The following is a 17,537-nucleotide window of genomic DNA, read 5'->3' on the forward strand; positions in this document are numbered from 1 at the left end:
TGACCTGCCCCCTCACAGCCGTACCAATCGAATGGAAGTGAGGTCCGTCAACTTGGAGAATGACGGACATGAGGAAGAGTCGATTTACCGAGCAGCAGATCATTGGGTTCTTGAAGCAGGCCGAGTCAGGCCTGCCGGTCAAGGAGGTCTGCCGTCAAGGTGGGTTCAGCGAGCCCACGTTCTACAAGTGGCGAAGCAAGTACGGCGGCATGGAAGCCGATGAGGCCCGGCGCCTGAAGGACCTGGAGGTCGAGAACTCCAGGCTCAAGAAGTTGCTGGCAGAAGCTCATCTCGACCTTGAGGCGCTCAAGGTCGGCTTCGGGGTAAAGCGCTAGCCCCGCAAGACAAGCGCAAGGTCATCGCCAGGATGCTGGAGCAGACCCAGATCTCCGAGCGCAGGGCTTGCCGTCTTGTGGGGCTGTCGCGCGACGCCTGGCGCCATCCACCGCAGCTCGATGAGCACACGATGCGTCTGAACGAACGCATTCATGCAGTGGCCATGGAGCGCCGGCGCTTTGGGTATCGTCGTGTGCACGACATGCTGCGCAAAGAGTTTCCAGGCACCAATCACAAGAAGGTGTTTCGCCTGTATCGCGAGCAAGGCTTGGCCGTTCGTAAGCGCAACAAGGGCAAGAAGTACCGTGGTGAGCGCACGCCTTTGGTGGCCGCTGCCCGGGTCAATCAAACCTGGAGCCTGGACTTTGTCAGCGACTCGCTGTCCAACGGGCGCCGCATCAAATGCCTGACTATCGCCGATGACTTCACCCATGAGTGCGTCGACATCGCTGTGGACCTTTCCATGCCTGGGGCATACGTCGCTCGCATCCTCGAGCGGGCTGCAAGATTCAGGGGCTACCCAGAGGCCATCAGGACCGACAACGGCCCAGAGTTCACATGCCGAGCATTCATAGCCTGGATGCAGACACGAGGCATACAGCACATCCTGATTCAGCCAGGCAAGCCAACTCAAAACGCCTACATCGAGAGCTTCAACGGCAAGTTCAGGGATGAATGCCTCAATGAGAACTGGTTCGAATCCCTGGCCCAAGCCCGCGAGGTCATCGCCATCTGGCGCCAGGACTACAACGAGGTCCGACCGCACGGAACGATTGGCCGGATTTCTCCGGCTGAGTTCGCCGCCAAACACCGCAATCCCAACCCATCAACCACCGAGGCAGGATCAGTTAACCTACATACCCTTGGACCTCTCTCCAACTGATTGGTATGGCTGGAGGGGGCAGGTCAACGTTGCTGAAGTGCGGATTGGCTGCGGCGGCAGGGTGGCAGCACAAGCCTGCCTGGCGAAGTTGATTGTGCCGAATATAGGATCAATTATTTTATATTTTTATTATTTGTGCCGGAATAAATGTTTAATAGACTGCCGGTAATGATGGCGCTGATCGGCAGGGCTTCAGTCAACGGGAGTTTTTCATGCGTTCTTCTTCACGGGCTCTGCAGCCCACGGCGTCTTATGGCGCGGCCTTGCTCCGCATCATGCTTGGCGGTTTGTTTCTCGTGCACGTCGCGATCAAGCTGGTGGTGTTCACACCGGCCGGTACGGCTGCGTTCTTTCAGTCATTGGGATTGCCGGGGCCATTGGCCTACATCACGATGGCGGCTGAGCTTGTTATCGCCGCGGCGTTGATCGTAGGTTTCTATGCTCGATGGTTCGGATTATTGGGGGTCCCGTTGCTGCTGGGCACGATTGTCACGGTGCACGGTGCCAATGGCTTCGGATTCGGTAATCCAGGAGGTGGCTGGGAGTACCCCGCGGTCTGGGCCGCACTGCTGGTGGTGCTGTTTCTGATTGGCGATGGCCGCTGGACGCTGCGCTCGCGCTGAGCCGTTGTCGGCGGCTCGCACGCGCCGCCGCTACCGCGGAAGGGAGGCTTCTACTGCGCCCTCTGGCAGGGGATGCGTGCAATGTCCGCACCCAGACCGCGCAGCTTGACTTCGATGCCGTCGTAGCCGCGGTCCAGATGTTGCAGCTCCCCCACCAGCGTCTCGCCGCTGGCGACCAGACCGGCGATGACGAGGCACGCGGAGGCGCGCAGGTCGGTGGAGCTGACCGCTGCGCCGGTCAGCTGCGCGCCGCCCTCGACCACGGCGACGCGCCCGTCGGCCTGGATGTTGGCGCCCAGGCGTGCGAGCTCGCCCACATGCATGAAGCGGTTCTCGAAAATGTTTTCCGTGATCGTCGAGGTGCCGTGCGCGACGCAGTTGAGCGCCATGAACTGCGCCTGCATGTCGGTGGGAAAGCCCGGATACTCCGTGGTGCGAAAGCTCTGCGCCTGCAGTTTGCCGGAGGCCGCGCCAGGGCTTTGGATGCGCACGCCATCGCCGTTGCAGGAGATGTCAGCACCCAGTGCGCGCAGTTTGTCGATGACCGCCTGCAGATGTTCGCCACGCGCATGGCGCAAAAACACGTCCCCGCCGGTAGCAGCGACTGCGCACAGGAACGTGCCGGCCTCGATGCGGTCGGCAACGACGGCATGGTCGCAGCCGTGCAGGGCCTGAACCCCTTCGATGTGGATGGTGCTGGTGCCATGGCCTTCGATGTGCGCGCCCATGGCAATCAGCATCTCGGCCAGATCCACGATTTCCGGCTCCTGCGCGGCGTTGGTCAGCACAGTCTCGCCTTCGGCCAGGACCGCGGCCATGAGCAGGTTTTCGGTGCCGGTGACCGTGACCATTTCCGTGGTGATGCGCGCGCCCTTGAGGCGGCTGGCACCGCGCGGCAAGGTGGCGATGATGTTGCCGTGCTCGACCAGGGTCTGAGCGCCCATGGCCTGCAGGCCGCGGATGTGCTGGTCGACCGGGCGCGAGCCGATGGCGCAGCCGCCGGGCAGGGCGACCTTGGCATAGCCAATGCGCGCCATCAGTGGCCCCAGTGCAAGGATGGAGGCGCGCATGCTGCGCACCAGCTCATAGGGCGCTTCCGGTTCGCCGAGCCGGTCGGCGTGCAGATGCACCGCGCCGTACTCGTCATGCCGGGTCTGCACGCCGATGTAGGCCAGCAGATCGAGCATGGTGCGCACGTCCTGCAGGCGCGGTACGTTGCGCAGCGTCACGGGCTGGTCGGTCAGCAGTGCCGCGCACAGCAGCGGCAGCGCCGCGTTCTTGGCGCCGGAGATGGGGACCTCGCCATTGAGCGGGCGGCCGCCGAGTATTTTCAGTTGATCCATAGCAGATGCGCTTGCGGTGTGCTCAATGCGAGGCATTGGCCTGCCACTCCTGTGGCGTGAAGGTTTTCATCGACAGTGCGTGCACTTCGTCGGTGTGCATGCGCTGGCCCAGCGTGGCGTAGACTTTCTGGTGGCGCTGGATGAGGCGCAGACCTTCGAAGTCCGGCGAGACGATGGTGGCGAACCAGTGGCGACCGTCGCCCTGCAGTTCGATGTGATGACAGTCCAGCCCTTGCTGGATCAGTTGCTGAAGTTCTTCGGCGGTCATGGGGAGTGCGGCGTGAGGCCGTCGATCAAGGTGTCATAGGGCAGTCCCGGCCAGGACTCGCGTGGCGTGAAGTGTAGCCAAGCTGCGTTGCCTGGCGCACTCAGCTGCGGATCTTGTAGCCGATCTTGAGAAGATGCAGCGCCAGCCAGCTGGCAATGGCCCAGGCTGCCGCCGTGATGCTCAGGCTCAGCCACGGCGAGAAGTCGCTCTGGCCGAGAAAGCCATAGCGAAAGCCGTCGATCATGTAGAAGAACGGATTGAGATGGCTGACGAATTGCCACAGCGGCGGCAGGGAATGGATGGAATAGAACACGCCTGAGAGGAATGTCATCGGCATGATGAGAAAGTTCTGGAACGCCGCGAGCTGGTCGAACTTGTCGGCCCACAGCCCGGCGATCACGCCCAGGGTCCCCAGCAGGCCTGCGCCGACAATCGCAAATAGAAGTGCCCAGACCGGGTGCGCCAGGTGCAGCCGGGCGAAGAACATGGTGATCAGCATCACACCCACGCCCACGGCAATGCCGCGCACGATGGAGGAGCCAACGAACGCGATGTACCAGTCGCGGTGCGACAGCGGCGTGAGCAGCAAAAAGATCAGGTTGCCGGTGATCTTGCTTTGGATCAGGCTGGAGGAGCTGTTGGCAAACGCGTTTTGCAGCACGCTCATCATGACCAGCCCGGGCACGAGAAAGCTTGTGTAGCTCAGCGCGCCGTAGACGGTCACGCGGCCGTCCAAAACATGGCTGAAGATCATCAGATAGAGCAGGGCGGTGAGTACCGGCGCAGCGATGGTCTGGAAGGCCACGCGCCAAAAGCGCTTGACCTCCTTGATGAACAGCATCTGCCAGCCGTGTGAGGAGGAGTGGGATTGCGGTTGCATGGGGCGTACAGAGAGGGGAGGGGTCATCGGGAAGCGGGTGCGGAGGTTGCCTGGGGCGCGGCGTCGTCTCCCATGATGGCTACGAACACGTCTTCCAGGTCGGCGCGGCGGATCTCCATGTCCTGCACCTTCACGCCCGCTTCGCGCAACGCGGCCAGCAGGCGCTCGACGTCGCCTGCCTCGCGAGCGGGGATCTGCACCACGCGCCCGGTCACGCGTGCCTGGCTGGCCAGCGTATCGGGCAGGGCGTCGTCGGTCTTGAACTGCAGCACGCTGTGGCTGGCGCTACTGAGCAGCGTCGTTGTGTCCTCCAGCGCGACGATACGGCCACGCTTGAGCATGGCGATGCGGTGGCACAGTGCTTCGGCTTCCTCCAGGTAGTGCGTGGTCAGCAGCACGGTGTGACCCTCCCGGTTGAGGCGGTCGATGAAGTGCCACAGTGTCTGACGCAGCTCGACATCGACGCCGGCGGTCGGTTCGTCCAGTACGATGATCGGCGGGCGATGCACCAACGCCTGCGCTACCAGCACGCGCCGCTTCATGCCGCCAGAGAGCTGGCGCATATTGGCCTCGGCCTTGTCGGCAAGCCCCAGCTCGTGCAGCAGCTCGTCGATCCAGGCGTCATTGCCTTTGATGCCAAAGTAGCCTGACTGAAAGCGCAGCATCTCGCGCACTGTGAAGAAAGGGTCGTAAACCAGCTCCTGGGGCACGATGCCCAGCCGCTGGCGGGTTTGCGCGTAGTCCTTGCGCACGTCGTAGCCCTGTACCTTCACGGTGCCGGAGGTCGCCGTGGCCAGGCCGGCCAGGATCGCAATCAGTGACGTCTTGCCGGCTCCATTGGGGCCGAGCAGCCCGAGAAATTCGCCTTCGCGGATATCCAGGCTGACCTCGTGCAGCGCCTTGAATCCGCCCTGGGCGGTAGGGTAGATCTTGCTGACGGACTGAAAGGAGACGGCAGGTTTGGGCATGGCAGTCGGAGAGGCCGTGAGGTGGCTTGGGGTAACCCGCGCAGCTGCGCGAAATCGGGCTCTGTGGCACGGCGCGAAGCGTGCGTACGCGCGGTGCAGGCCTTGCAGGGCCCGGCCAGATTTGGCGGTGCAACAGGGGCTGTCCCCATCAGCAAGGCCGAGGTATATCGTGGGAAGCGCAGATTGTAGGCGCGCACGCGCCAGCGCGCTGGCCGTGCCGGTAAGGCTGCGGTGGACCGATACAATGCACGCACTGGCTAGCGCGCTGCGGCTTTGCCGCTTGCTGGCGTTTGCATTCCAATAATTGAGACGCTCATGAAAATTGCCATTCTCCCCGGCGACGGCATCGGTCGCGAAATCGTCACCGAGGCTGTCAAGGTGCTCAAGGCCCTGGACCTTTCCTTTGAAATGGAGTTTGCCGACGTCGGCGGTGTGGCCTACGCTGCCCATGGCCATCCGCTGCCGGATGCGACGCTCAAGCTCGCCAAGCAAGCGGACGCCGTGCTGTTTGGCGCGGTAGGGGACTTTCAGTACGACAATCTGGAACGCCACTTGCGCCCGGAGCAGGCCATTCTTGGCTTGCGCAAGGAGCTGGGCTTGTTCGCCAACTTCCGCCCGGCCATCTGCTACGAACAGCTCACGCATGCCTCCAGCCTCAAGCCCGAACTGGTGGCCGGGCTGGACATCCTCATCATTCGCGAGCTGACTGGCGACATCTACTTCGGCCAGCCGCGCGGGCGGCGCACCGCCAGCGACGGGCACTTTCCTGGTGCCGACGAAGCCTTTGACACCATGCGCTACGCACGCCCGGAGATTGAGCGCATCGCCCATGTGGCCTTTCAGGCGGCACAAAAGCGCGGCAAGAAGCTGCTGTCGGTGGACAAGGCCAACGTGCTGGAGACCTTCCAGTTCTGGCGCGACGTGATGAACGAGGTGCACAAGCAGTATCCGGACGTGACGCTGGAGCACATGTATGTCGACAACGCCGCCATGCAGCTGGTCAAGGCGCCCAAGAACATTGACGTGCTGGTCACAGGCAACATGTTCGGAGACATCCTCAGCGACGAGGCGGCGATGCTGACCGGCTCCATCGGCATGCTGCCCTCGGCCAGCCTGAATGCGAAGAATCAGGGGCTGTACGAGCCCAGCCACGGCAGTGCGCCGGACATCGCCGGCAAGGGTATTGCGAATCCGCTGGCAACAATTCTTTCGGCAGCGATGATGCTGCGCTATTCGCTTGGGAAGCCTGAGGCGGCCGATCGCATTGAGCGGGCCGTCAAGAAGGTGCTGGCCAGCGGGTTGCGTACGGCCGACATTTACAGTGAAGGCACCCGCAAGGTCGGGACCGTGGAGATGGGGGATGCCGTGGTGGCGGCGCTCTGAGCGCCCGAGCGGTTTCTGACCATTGCCCGTATCCGAGCGTTTTCTCATCAGCAGATTGCCCGCGTGACACCTACTCCCTCCGGCTCCTCACCCGCAGCAGCGGACGAACTGTCTGCCAGCGAGGTCATCGCGCACCTGCTCGCGCGCATGGACAAGCCCTTCTTTACCGTGCGCGAACTGATGGCGCTGCTTGGCGAACAGGGGTTGCTGATGCTGTGCGCGCTGCTGACGCTACCGTTCCTGTTCCCGGTGTCGATTCCCGGCGTCTCCACCGTGTTCGGACTGGCGATCTTGCTGATTGCCGTGGCCATCAGTGTGGGGCGACTGCCGTGGATGCCTGCCTTCGTGGCGGATCGCCAGCTTGATGCCGCCAAGCTCAAGCCCGTGCTGCAGCGCGGTGTAGCCGTGCTGCGCAAGATGGACCGATGGTTGCGTCCGCAGCGCATGCGAGCGCTCACCGGCGGTGCCATGGATAATCTCAATGGCCTGGTCATCATGTTCGCAGCGGTGCTGCTGATGCTGCCGCTGAGCTTTGTGCCGTTTTCCAACACCCTGCCGGGCGTGGCCATCCTGCTGCTGGCGCTGGGGACCTCGCAGCGTGACGGTCTGCTGGTGCTGGGCGGCTATCTCATGACGCTTGGCACCGTGGTCTACTTTGGCGCACTGGGCTGGGCGGCATGGAAGACTGGCGCGCATTTTCTCGGCTGAGCAGGCAATGAACCGCGCGCTGGAGATGGAAGTGTTTGTTGCCGTCGTCGATGCGGGCAGCTTCGTGCGCGCGGGCGATGCGCTGGCAATGTCCAAGGCGGCGGTATCGCGCCATGTCGATGCGCTGGAGCGGCGCCTGGGGGTGCGGCTGCTGCAGCGCACCACCCGGCGCCTGTCGCTGACCGAGGAGGGCAACGGCTTCTACCACCACTGCAAGGAAATTCTGGCGGCGATCGAGGCGGCGGAGGCCGAGGCCACGTCCCGCGTGCTGGAGCCCTCCGGTACGGTGCGGATCAATGCCCCCGTTTCGTTTGCCGTGCGCTACATGGGGCCGGTGTGGCGCGAGGTGCTGCACCGCTACCCGAAGATCGAGGTCGATCTGACGCTGACCGATCGCGTGGTGGATCTGATCGACGAGGGCGTAGACCTGGCCGTGCGCATCGGCGAGCTGGCTGATTCTTCGCTGGTTAGTCGGCGCTTTGCCACCACCAACGTGGTGCTGGCTGCCTCACCTGGCTATCTGGCCCGGCACGGTACGCCGCAGACACCGGTGGACTTGCTGCGCCATCAGATCATCGCTTACCGTAACTGGACGGGACCGGGACGCGACGAGTGGACCTTCACGCCTCGCGATGGTTCGGACCCCGTGCGCCTGCGCCTCAAATGCCGCGTCTTCAGCAACAGTGGCGATCCGTGCCGTCAGATTGCGCTGGCTGATGGCGGCATCGTGCTCCAGCCGGATTTTCTGATCGGCGACGATCTGCGCGAGGGCCGGCTACAGCCGCTGCTGCTGGATTACGCATTTCCCGAACTGGGCATGTACGCGGTCTATCCCAGCCGCAAGCAGCTGCCGCAGAAGGTGCGCGCCGTCGTGAATCTGCTGTCCGAACTGTTCGAGCACGTGCCGTGGACGCGCGTGAGCGATCTGCCCGCCTTTGCGGACATGGAGCGCAAGGCCGGCAAGCGGGCGTAAAATGCCCGCTTGCCTGACCGCAGTGCCCGGCCTTCACGCTGCTGCCGGCCTCACCACCATTGCAAAGAACCGCATGATCACACTGGCCCTCTCCAAGGGGCGCATCTTCGACGAGACCCTGCCTCTGCTGGCCGAAGCCGGCATCCAAGTGCTGGAGGACCCGGAGAAATCCCGCAAGCTCATCCTGCCGACCAACCAGCCGGAGCTGCGCGTGGTGCTGGTGCGCGCCAGCGATGTGCCAACCTATGTCCAGTTCGGCGGTGCCGACATCGGCGTGGCTGGCAAGGACGTGCTGATCGAGCACGGCGGCCAAGGGCTGTACCAGCCGCTGGATCTGCAGATTGCCAAATGCCACGTCAGCGTGGCCGTGCCGGCCGGGTTCGACTACGCACACGCCGTGCGTCAGGGTGCGCGGCTGCGCGTGGCGACCAAGTATCCGGCCATTGCCCGCGAATTCTTTGCGCGCAAGGGCGTGCACGTGGATCTGGTCAAGCTCTACGGCAGTATGGAACTGGCGCCGTTGACGGGGATGGCCGACGCCATCGTTGATCTGGTTTCGACCGGCAATACGCTGCGCGCCAACAACCTGGTGGAAGTCGAGCAGATCATGCCGATCAGCTCCCAGCTGGTGGTCAATCAAGCTGCGTTGCGCCTGAAGCAGCTGCCGCTGCGCCATCTCATGGACGTATTCGCCCGCGCCTGCCATCCCGAAGCCCTCGTCTGATTTTCGCTGCCCATGACATTGCAAGCCAAGCCCCTGCGGCTCTCCACGACGCAGCCTGACTTTGAAGCCCTGTTTCAGCAGAGGCTGCATTGGTCGGCTGATACCGATGCGCAGATCGAGCAACGCGTGGCCGAGATTCTGCAGGAGGTCCAGCACGAAGGCGATGCCGCCGTGCTGCGGCTGACGGAGCGCTTTGACGGGTTGAGCGCGCCGACCATGCAAGCGCTGGAACTGGCGCAGGATGAACTGCAGGCAGCTTTTGAGCACTTGCCCGAAGCACAGCGCGAGGCGTTGCAGCAAGCAGCAACGCGCATTCGCACCTACCATGAAGCACAGAAGAAGGCATCTGGTCAAGGATGGTCGTACCGCGATGCCGACGGCAGCCTGCTGGGGCAGAAGGTGACGCCACTTGACCGTGTCGGCATCTACGTGCCAGGAGGCAAGGCGGCTTACCCTTCCAGCGTGCTGATGAATGCCATTCCGGCGCAGGTCGCAGGCGTTGGTGAGATCATCATGGTCGTACCAACCCCCGGTGGCGAGAGAAATCCGCTGGTGCTGGCAGCAGCCTACGTTGCAGGCGTCAGCCGGGCCTTCACCATTGGCGGTGCGCAGGCGGTGGCTGCACTGGCCTATGGCACGCAGAGCGTTCCCAAAGTGGACAAGATCACCGGGCCAGGCAACGCCTATGTGGCCAGCGCCAAAAAGCGTGTTTTCGGGCTGGTGGGCATCGACATGATTGCCGGCCCCAGCGAGATCCTGGTGCTGGCCGATGGGACGACCCCGGCCGACTGGGTGGCGATGGACCTGTTCAGCCAGGCCGAGCATGATGAGCTCGCGCAAAGCATTCTGCTCAGCCCCGATGCCGCCTATCTGGATGCGGTGCAGCAGGCCATTGACCGGCTGCTGCCCGAGCAGCCACGCGCGGCGATCATCGCCAAGAGCCTGAATGGACGCGGTGCGCTGATCCACACGCGCGACATGGCACAAGCGTGCGAGATCGCCAACCGCATCGCGCCTGAGCACCTGGAGGTCTCCAGCAGCGATCCTCACAAATGGGAACCGCTGCTGCGCCATGCAGGCGCAATCTTCCTGGGTGCCTACACCAGCGAGTCGCTGGGCGACTACTGCGCCGGCCCCAACCATGTGCTGCCCACCAGTGGCACTGCGCGGTTTTCGTCCCCGCTGGGTGTGATGGATTTTCAGAAACGCAGCTCCATCATCGAAGTTAGCGAATCGGGCGCACAGCAACTGGGGCGCATTGCCCATGTCCTCGCTGAAGGTGAAGGCCTGCACGCGCATGGCCAGGCAGCGCTGCTGCGGCTACGGCGCTGAATCGGCGAGCTATTGCCGCGGTCCGTCTCCTGCCAGGGCGTTGATGCATGGGTGGTGCCTGCCAGCGGTGTCAGCAGGCGTTCGGGCAACGGAGGCGTCGGCGCAAGGTTTCAGGCACAACACAGCGAGCGGGCAAAAAAAGAGGCACCATGAAGGTGCCTTTTCAATGCTTGTTCTTGGATACCGCTGGTTATAGGTTTTATGCAGTTGCCGCCGGTACGTGCCGGGCTGGCTTGATGTCTCCTCGGCCTTCTCAGTCAGCGACAGAACCGGTAGGTTTTGCGCTGCGAGTGCACTTAATGTAGGCGTCATGCACCGTGATGGGTATTGGTAGTTTCCCCTGTTTGGGTATGCGAGCCCGGCTTCGGCACGCGGCTCACGATCTTTTTGTCCTGTGCGGTGCTTCGTGTTGGGCCGTTTCCTACCTAAGCTTTATTGCCCGCATGGCATGATGCCTGCTGGTCGACGCAGCGACGAATTGACATCCACAAGCGTGGTTACACTTGCCAGCGCATTACCGCGCCGGCGACGCGGGCCGTCCTGAATAGGTAGGGACCTGGCATTTGAAGTTGGTATTGTCTTGACGAGGTTTCTTTTGCAGCAGCACTACCCCAGTCTGGAAAGGGATGCCGAAGGGCAGGGGGCGCCGTGGCGCCTGCTTGGCTGCTGGGATGCCGCAATGCTCAGTGACCGCAAGGTCTGGCGGCAGCTGCGCGGTACGTTGCGGAATGCGGCCCAAACCCCCGCTGCATGGGACTTGACGCAGGCCGAGCGTTTTGACCATATCGCAGCCCAGTTGCTCTGGTATGCCTGGGGGGGCAGGGAGCCGGCTGACCTGCAGGCCAGCCAGGCGCAGCGTGCCATTCTTGAACGGGTTGCACGCTTTACGCCGACGGATCCTCTGGCCGATCCTGACGATACCTGGCTCAAGGGTTTCCAGAAGATCGGCCAGCTCTCCCTCAATGGGATGACCCACGCATTCAAGATGCTTGCGCTGGTCGGGCAGCTTTTGATCGATATGCTGAAGGTAGTGCGTCAGCCGCTGCGTGGCCCCTGGCACGATTTCAGTGCGCATCTGTTTCGCATGGGGGCGCAGGCCCTGCCCATTACCGCGCTGGTGGGGTTTCTGATCGGCGTAGTCATCGCGTACCTGCTTGCATTGCAGTTGCGCCAGTTCGGTGCCGATGCGTTCATCGTCAATATTCTGGGCATCTCGCTGACGCGCGAACTTGGCCCGTTGCTGGCGGCCATTTTGGTGGCGGGCCGCTCGGGTTCTGCCATCACTGCGCAGATCGGTGTCATGCGTGTCAACGAGGAGCTGGACGCGATGCGGGTCATGGGCATTGCGCACGGATTTCGTCTGGTCTTGCCGCGCGCGATGGCGCTGGCCATTGCGATGCCGCTGGTCAGTCTGTGGACCACACTGGCCGCGTTGCTGGGCGGCATCTGGGCGTCCGACTTTGCCTTGGGTGTCTCGCCCGCCTACTTTCTCGAGAGCCTGCCCGATGCCGTCAACATTGCCAATCTCTGGCTGGGCATGGCCAAGTCCGTGGTGTTTGGCTTGGCCATTGCGCTGATTGGCTGCCATTGGGGGTTGTGGGTCCAGCCCAATACCGAAAGCCTGGGCAATGGCACGACGGCTTCGGTGGTGACGTCGATCACGGCGGTGATCGTCATCGATGCGGTGTTTGCCATCATCTTCCGCAATGTGGGGTTCTGAGATGGATGCTGTCAACCCCGTGAAAGGCAATGCGCAGAAGGCCCAGGACGATGTGCTGGTGCGCATCGAGAAGCTATGGACAGTGTTCGGCCAGGGCGAGAAGGCCTTTTCCGTGCACCAGGATCTGGACCTGGAGGTGCGCCGTGGCGAGATTCTCACCATCGTGGGAGGCTCCGGCACCGGCAAGACGGTGCTGTTGCGCCATATTCTGGGCTTGACCCGGCCTAGTCGTGGCACGGTGCGCATCGACGGGCAGGAGGCCAGCGCATTGCCCACCGAGGGGGCGTCGGCACGCATGGGCATGCTGTTTCAGCACGGTGCGCTGTTCTCCGCCTTCAACGTGCTGGACAACATTGCCTTTGCGTTGCGCGAACAGGACAGCCTTCCTGAGGAAGTCGTGCGTGACGCCGCACTGGTGAAGCTGCAAATGGTGGGCCTCAAGCCCGAGCATGCGCTGCGCATGCCGTCCGATCTCTCGGGGGGCATGATCAAGCGCGTGGCGCTTGCGCGCGCGCTCATCATGGATCCGCCGCTGCTGCTGCTGGATGAGCCGACGGCGGGCCTGGACCCACTGGGATCCGATGAGTTCTGTGCATTGCTGCTTGACGTGCAGCGCGAACTGGGCCTGACTGTGATCATGGTCACGCACGATCTGGATACGCTCTATGCGCTCAGCACGCGCGTGGCCGTGCTGGCGGAAAAGAAAGTCATTGTCGTTGGCACGCCTGAAGAGGTGGTGCAGTTCAAGCATCCGTTCATCGAGACCTTTTTTCTCGGTGAGCGCGGACGCCGTGCCATGCAGCCGCTGCCGCAGCAGGCGGCACAGTAGAAGGGGCAGGAGATGGAAAACAAGTCACACGCCGTCGCTGCGGGAGTGTTCGTGCTCTCGCTGATCGTTGTGCTCGGGATTCTTGCGGTGTGGCTGACGGCCGATCGCGGCAGCTACGCGACGTATGAACTATCCACACCACAGGCCGTGACAGGCCTGCAGCCACAGGCACCGGTGCGCTACAAGGGGGTGGCCGTTGGGCGGGTGGAGTACATCGGCTTTGACGATGAACGCGAGGGGAATGTGTTGATCCGTATCTCCGTCAGTGAGGACACCCCGGTTCAGCCGACGACCTACGCATCACTCGGTTATCAGGGTGTGACCGGGTTGGCCTATATCGATCTTGATGATGCGCCCAGACCGATTCCTGATCTTGGCCAATCGTCGCGGGGCTACAAGCGGCTGGCCATGCGGCCGTCAAATCTCAGCCAGTTGGCGGCCATGGGGCCGGAGGTGATCGGCGATGTGCGCCAGACCATGGCCAGCATCAACGCATTGCTGGATGCGCAAAACCGTGAAGTTTTTGTGGCGACATTGGCCAACATCGGTGCGGCGGCGCAGAACACCGCATCGCTGGTGGAGAACATCAACCGCAGCTGGGCCGAGGAGATCCGTCCGACCATCGACGCGGTCAGCCGCGGACTTGGCAGCAACATGCAGGCGATGGAGCGCGCCGCCAACAGCATTGATGCCATGTCGCGGGAAATCGCCCAGCTGACGGCGCGCGTCGGTGCCGAGAACGGGCCGGTGGACCAACTGGGCGAGGCCAGCGCCTCGTTTGCCGCTGCCGCCAGCGAGATCAACCTTGCCACATTGCCGCGCGTGCAGCGCACACTGGAGGACATCAGCGCGGCCATGCGCGAGTTGTCCCGGCTGGCGCGAGGCATCGAGCAGAATCCGCAGTCGTTCATCTTCGGCCCCGATACTTCCCGACCTGGTCCTGGCGAGCCCGGCTATGTCGCTCCCGGGCGCTGATTGGCTGCGCGGTGCATGAAAAGATCGTAAACAGGTTCTAAACACACGCGACCGTAGCTCAATGTCAGGAGTTCCAGCGATGGCTTTCACGACGATTCGTTCCCATAACCTTGCACGTGCGGTAACGCGCGCCAGCACGCGTCTGATCGCATCGGGCGCCGCTGCTTTGGCATTGGCAGCCTGCGCGTCACTGCCAGCGCCAGCGCCTGCACCGGAGCTGTTCGACTTCGGCGTGCTGTACGAGCAGGCCAGTGCGGTGGCGCCACAGCAACCACACCCTCCATTGATGCTGGCACAGGTGACGGCAAATGGGCTGCCCACGAGCAGCGATCTGGTGCTGTATCGCTTCGCCTATCTGGATGGATATGCGCTGCGTGCCTATCAGCAGGCGCGCTGGAGTCGTCCGGTCGAGGAACTGGTGGCGCAACAACTGCGCCAGCAGCTGGCGCAGCGCGGGCCGGTGCTGGAGCCGGGCGTGCGGGTGCGCCAGCCGGATGGCCAGATCCCTTTCGTGTTGCGGGTGGACATCGAGCAGTTCGAGCAGCGCTTTGTATCTGCCCAAGAGAGCGAGGCGCTGGTGCGCCTGCGGGCCACGGCAATGGCGCCGGGCGAAGGAGGCGATCGCCTGCTGGGGCAGCAGGTATTCACGCAGCGTGTGCCAGCCGCCACGCCCGATGCCGCGGGCGGCACGCGCGCGATGGCGATTGCGGTGCAGCAGCTTGGCGCGCAGCTGGACCAGTGGCTGAATACGGTATTGCCGGCAGGCCGTGGCGTTGGCCCGGAGTGATCGCCTGTGGGCGCCGCCGCCAGGCACCACGAGGTGACGGGCCGTTCGGCTATTCGTCGAGCTCGCGGCGCAGGTTGGCAATCATGTCGATGCGCTGAACGCTGCGCTCGCCCAATGTCTGGGCCACGTGCTGCACGAGCAGATGCAGCATGCTGGCAGCTGCCATCGCTGAGAACGCATGCGTGCCGCTGGCGCAGTGGCAGGGCAGCACCAGCCCTGCGACGCGGCGCGCCCAGGCCACGTTGCGCACATCCACCACCGCCACCGTTGCCATCCTGGAGGCGGCCGCGTGCGCCATCAACCGGTCTGCCATCTGCGTGCGCGGTTGGGTCTGCACGATGAGCAGGGCATCCCTGGGCGCACAGTTGGCAAGCGATTCGGCCCACTGACCGGCCCGGTCATCCAGCACGAACACGTCTGGCCGCACCCGCGCAAATTGCGGGGCGACGAACTGCACCAGACCGCGGTCAACGCCCAGCCCGAGCAACCACACGTGCGGCGCTTTTGCAAGCGTCATTGCGGCGCTGCGCAGCAGATCGCTGCGCAGCCATTCGAATGTGCGTGCAAGGCTTTCCTGCTCGCTTTGCAGGTGGCTGGAGATGGACTGCGCCAGCTGCCCGCCTGCGCCTGCGCGCGATGGCGGGCGCTGCAATGCTGGCGCGAGGTTGCGTTCCTGACGTGCCTGCAGGCGCACCTCGTTGAAATCGCTGTAACCGAGGCTGCGAAACAGTCGTGCCGCCGTGGCCTTGGACACGCCGGCCATCGCCGCCAGTTCGGACGCCGAGTAGGCCAGCAGGTCCTCCGCACGGTCGAGCAGCAGCGCCGCAAGCTTGCGCTCGCTGGGGCTGAGGTGTTCATAATGTTCCTGGATGGCCAGGGTCAGGCGCGTTGTCATGAGTGGCGAGCATAGCCGAGCAACACGCGCTCGAGCGGCAAAAGCTGCCGCAACGAGACTGTCCCCAAGGGGCATTGGAGGACGGATGTTGAAACTGCAGTTTCCGTAATACAATTTATGGAAACGATTGATTCAATTCTCATGGTGCAGAAACGACGAGTCGAGACGGAAGTGGCCGATGCCCAGCTGCGCCATGGCGTCTGGGAGGATCTGGCGGCGGTGGCGCGGCCGGATTCGCGCTTTCACCTGCGATTTACCGAGTTCATTCCCGACTTCGCAGGCGCAGCCGATGCCGTCGAGCGGCTGGTGTGCTTGCCCGACTTTGCCCGGGCCACGCACGTGTTCCTGACGCCGGACAACAGCCTGACCGGTCTGCGCCAGCGCTGCCTGGAGGCGGGCATTAGCGTGGTCGTCTCCAGTTACGACATGGCGCGCGGATTCTTCCATTTCCCCGCAGGCAGCGTGCCACGAGATCTGGCACGCTACGCCGCGTGGCTCGACGGGCTGGAGCACTTCGCAAAGCCGGTATCGCTGGCCGAACTGGCGGCGCTGGGGCGCTTTGACTGGGTGGTGACAGGTGCCGCCGCAGTTGCCACCTCGGGCGTGCGGTTCGGGCGCGGTCACGGCTGGTTCGATCTGGAATGGCGCCTGTTCGGTGAACTGGGCCTGGTGGATGCGCGCACGCCCATTGCCACACTGGTGCACGATGTTCAGGTGCTGGAGCAGCCGCTGTTTCCTGCCGAGGAGGACATTCCGGTCGACGTCATCTGCACGCCCTCGCGCACGCTGCAGGTGCCGCGCGTGCAGTCCCGCCCCCGCCGCATCGACTGGGCACGCATCAGCCAGAGTCAGATTCAGGCCGCTCCGGCCTTGCGCGAACTGCGTCAGGCGCAGGGTCTGAGTGCCCCCCAAAACCCATCTTCCTGAGGAGTTTTTCCATGCCGTTGAGCCGCCGTCACTTTCTCTCTGCCGCCGCCGCAGGGGCTGCCGCTGCCAGTTTGCCGCTTGCCGCCATGGCGCAGTCGGCGCGTCCGTTGACGATGCAGGCCGCCTGGATCAATGACGCAGAGTTTCTCGGCTACTTCGTGGCCCTGGAGGAGGGCTTTTACCAGGCGCAGGGGCTGGATTTGACGTATCTGCCCGGGGGGCCGGACGTCATTCCGGAAGCCTCCCTGCTGTCTGGGCGCGCGGATGTTGCGCTGGCCACGGTGGAGACGGCCATTCGCGCCATCACCGCGCAGGGGGCGCCGCTGGTCATCATCGGCGCGCAGTACCAGAAGAGCCCCGTTGGCATCGTCAGCCTGGCAAGCAATCCCATCCGTACACCTGCGGACATGATCGGCAAGACCATCGCCGTGCCGCCAGTCAACCGCCTGACCATCGACGCCGTGCTCAAGCTCAACGGCATCGAGCGCAAACAGGTGCGCATCGTGCCCTATGCCTATGACCCGACGCCGCTGCTCAAGGGCGAGATCGATGGCTCGCTGGACTTCGTCACCAATGTGCCGTTCACCATCCAGAGCCATGGGCAGGAGCCGGTGAGCTTCCTGTTGGCCGATCACCAGCTGCCGCTGTTCAACGATGTGGTCGTGGTCACGCGCGAAACCCTGCAGGAGCGGCGCGACGATCTGGTGCGCTTTCTGCGCGCCAGCCGCCAGGGCTGGGACGAGAACTTCCGTGACGTTGATGGCTGGCCGCCACGGTTTGCGCAGAGCTGGTTCAAGGGCACGGGGCGCAGCATTGCCAACGAGGTCTACTTCAACAACGCGCAGAAACCGCTGATCGCGCACGAGCAGGGCGTCTTTGCGATGACCGATGCGGCCATCGCAGCCTGCGTGCAGGCCCTCAATGCGGTGGGGGTGGCGGCCGATGCCAGCCATTTCGACACCAGCCTGCTGGCAGAAGTCTGA

At 63.5% G+C, this 17,537-nt stretch carries 18 protein-coding genes; 13 read left to right on the forward strand and 5 right to left on the reverse strand.

Going from position 1 to position 17,537, the window contains the following annotated elements; genetic code table 11:
• Nucleotides 1-68 precede the first annotated feature (68 nt).
• Together AAV94_RS05365 and AAV94_RS05370 are read left to right on the forward strand one after the other, a co-directional pair.
• A protein-coding gene (locus AAV94_RS05365) for an IS3 family transposase (protein ID WP_407927304.1) occupies nt 69-1,219 on the forward strand; the annotation gives its coding sequence in 2 pieces (ribosomal slippage) (nt 69-315 and nt 315-1,219; 1,152 coding nt in all).
• 212 nt (nt 1,220-1,431) lie between these two features.
• On the forward strand, nt 1,432-1,842 hold the full coding sequence (locus AAV94_RS05370) for a DoxX family protein (protein ID WP_046741317.1): 411 nt from the start codon (nt 1,432-1,434) through the stop codon (nt 1,840-1,842).
• Between the two features lie 50 nt (nt 1,843-1,892).
• On the opposite strand, the gene murA is transcribed toward AAV94_RS05370, so the two are convergent.
• From murA to AAV94_RS05390, 4 genes are all read right to left on the reverse strand, one after another.
• Nucleotides 1,893-3,185 carry a UDP-N-acetylglucosamine 1-carboxyvinyltransferase gene (murA, locus tag AAV94_RS05375; RefSeq protein ID WP_046741318.1) on the reverse strand — a complete coding sequence of 431 codons (1,293 nt, stop codon included), beginning with the start codon at nt 3,183-3,185 and terminating at the stop codon, nt 1,893-1,895.
• A gap of 22 nt (nt 3,186-3,207) precedes the next feature.
• Nucleotides 3,208-3,453: a BolA family protein gene (locus AAV94_RS05380; protein ID WP_046741319.1), complete on the reverse strand. Its 246-nt coding sequence runs from the start codon at nt 3,451-3,453 to the stop codon at nt 3,208-3,210.
• Between the two features lie 100 nt (nt 3,454-3,553).
• Nucleotides 3,554-4,333, reverse strand: coding sequence for an ABC transporter permease (locus tag AAV94_RS05385; RefSeq protein WP_046741320.1), 780 nt, complete (start codon nt 4,331-4,333; stop codon nt 3,554-3,556).
• A 23-nt stretch (nt 4,334-4,356) separates the two neighbouring features.
• Complete coding sequence (locus AAV94_RS05390) at nt 4,357-5,301, reverse strand: ABC transporter ATP-binding protein (RefSeq protein ID WP_046741321.1); 945 nt, start codon at nt 5,299-5,301, stop codon at nt 4,357-4,359.
• Between the two features lie 315 nt (nt 5,302-5,616).
• Between AAV94_RS05390 and leuB the strand changes: the two genes are divergently transcribed.
• From leuB to AAV94_RS05435, 9 genes are all read left to right on the forward strand, one after another.
• Complete coding sequence (leuB, locus tag AAV94_RS05395) at nt 5,617-6,684, forward strand: 3-isopropylmalate dehydrogenase (RefSeq protein WP_046741322.1); 1,068 nt, start codon at nt 5,617-5,619, stop codon at nt 6,682-6,684.
• A gap of 63 nt (nt 6,685-6,747) precedes the next feature.
• Nucleotides 6,748-7,392, forward strand: a complete 645-nt coding sequence (locus AAV94_RS05400; RefSeq protein ID WP_231731248.1) for an exopolysaccharide biosynthesis protein — start codon at nt 6,748-6,750, stop codon at nt 7,390-7,392.
• Between the two features lie 7 nt (nt 7,393-7,399).
• Nucleotides 7,400-8,365: a LysR family transcriptional regulator gene (locus AAV94_RS05405; RefSeq protein WP_046741323.1), complete on the forward strand. Its 966-nt coding sequence runs from the start codon at nt 7,400-7,402 to the stop codon at nt 8,363-8,365.
• Nucleotides 8,366-8,438: 73 nt separating this feature from the next.
• Nucleotides 8,439-9,089, forward strand: coding sequence for an ATP phosphoribosyltransferase (gene hisG / locus AAV94_RS05410; RefSeq protein ID WP_046741324.1), 651 nt, complete (start codon nt 8,439-8,441; stop codon nt 9,087-9,089).
• A gap of 12 nt (nt 9,090-9,101) precedes the next feature.
• Nucleotides 9,102-10,421 carry a histidinol dehydrogenase gene (gene hisD / locus AAV94_RS05415; RefSeq protein ID WP_046741325.1) on the forward strand — a complete coding sequence of 440 codons (1,320 nt, stop codon included), beginning with the start codon at nt 9,102-9,104 and terminating at the stop codon, nt 10,419-10,421.
• A 580-nt stretch (nt 10,422-11,001) separates the two neighbouring features.
• Complete coding sequence (locus tag AAV94_RS05420; protein ID WP_407927305.1) at nt 11,002-12,141, forward strand: MlaE family ABC transporter permease; 1,140 nt, start codon at nt 11,002-11,004, stop codon at nt 12,139-12,141.
• Between the two features lies 1 nt (nt 12,142).
• On the forward strand, nt 12,143-12,970 hold the full coding sequence (locus AAV94_RS05425) for an ABC transporter ATP-binding protein (RefSeq protein ID WP_046741327.1): 828 nt from the start codon (nt 12,143-12,145) through the stop codon (nt 12,968-12,970).
• 12 nt (nt 12,971-12,982) lie between these two features.
• Entirely contained in the window at nt 12,983-13,945 is a 963-nt protein-coding gene (locus AAV94_RS05430; protein WP_046741328.1) for an MlaD family protein, read from the forward strand.
• 79 nt (nt 13,946-14,024) lie between these two features.
• Entirely contained in the window at nt 14,025-14,732 is a 708-nt protein-coding gene (locus AAV94_RS05435) for an ABC-type transport auxiliary lipoprotein family protein (protein WP_052754926.1), read from the forward strand.
• A gap of 49 nt (nt 14,733-14,781) precedes the next feature.
• Here AAV94_RS05435 and AAV94_RS05440 read toward each other — a convergent pair whose 3' ends face one another.
• Entirely contained in the window at nt 14,782-15,627 is an 846-nt protein-coding gene (locus AAV94_RS05440) for a MurR/RpiR family transcriptional regulator (protein WP_046741329.1), read from the reverse strand.
• A gap of 141 nt (nt 15,628-15,768) precedes the next feature.
• Between AAV94_RS05440 and AAV94_RS05445 the strand changes: the two genes are divergently transcribed.
• Both AAV94_RS05445 and AAV94_RS05450 read left to right on the forward strand, forming a co-directional pair.
• The gene (locus AAV94_RS05445) at nt 15,769-16,554 is read left to right on the forward strand and encodes a 5-formyltetrahydrofolate cyclo-ligase (protein WP_046741416.1); all 786 of its coding nucleotides are present in this window, start codon (nt 15,769-15,771) and stop codon (nt 16,552-16,554) included.
• Nucleotides 16,555-16,565: 11 nt separating this feature from the next.
• The gene (locus tag AAV94_RS05450; protein ID WP_046741330.1) at nt 16,566-17,537 is read left to right on the forward strand and encodes an ABC transporter substrate-binding protein; all 972 of its coding nucleotides are present in this window, start codon (nt 16,566-16,568) and stop codon (nt 17,535-17,537) included.

Origin of the sequence: Lampropedia cohaerens (assembly GCF_001005215.1) — a bacterium.
Classification (GTDB): domain Bacteria; phylum Pseudomonadota; class Gammaproteobacteria; order Burkholderiales; family Burkholderiaceae_C; genus Lampropedia; species Lampropedia cohaerens.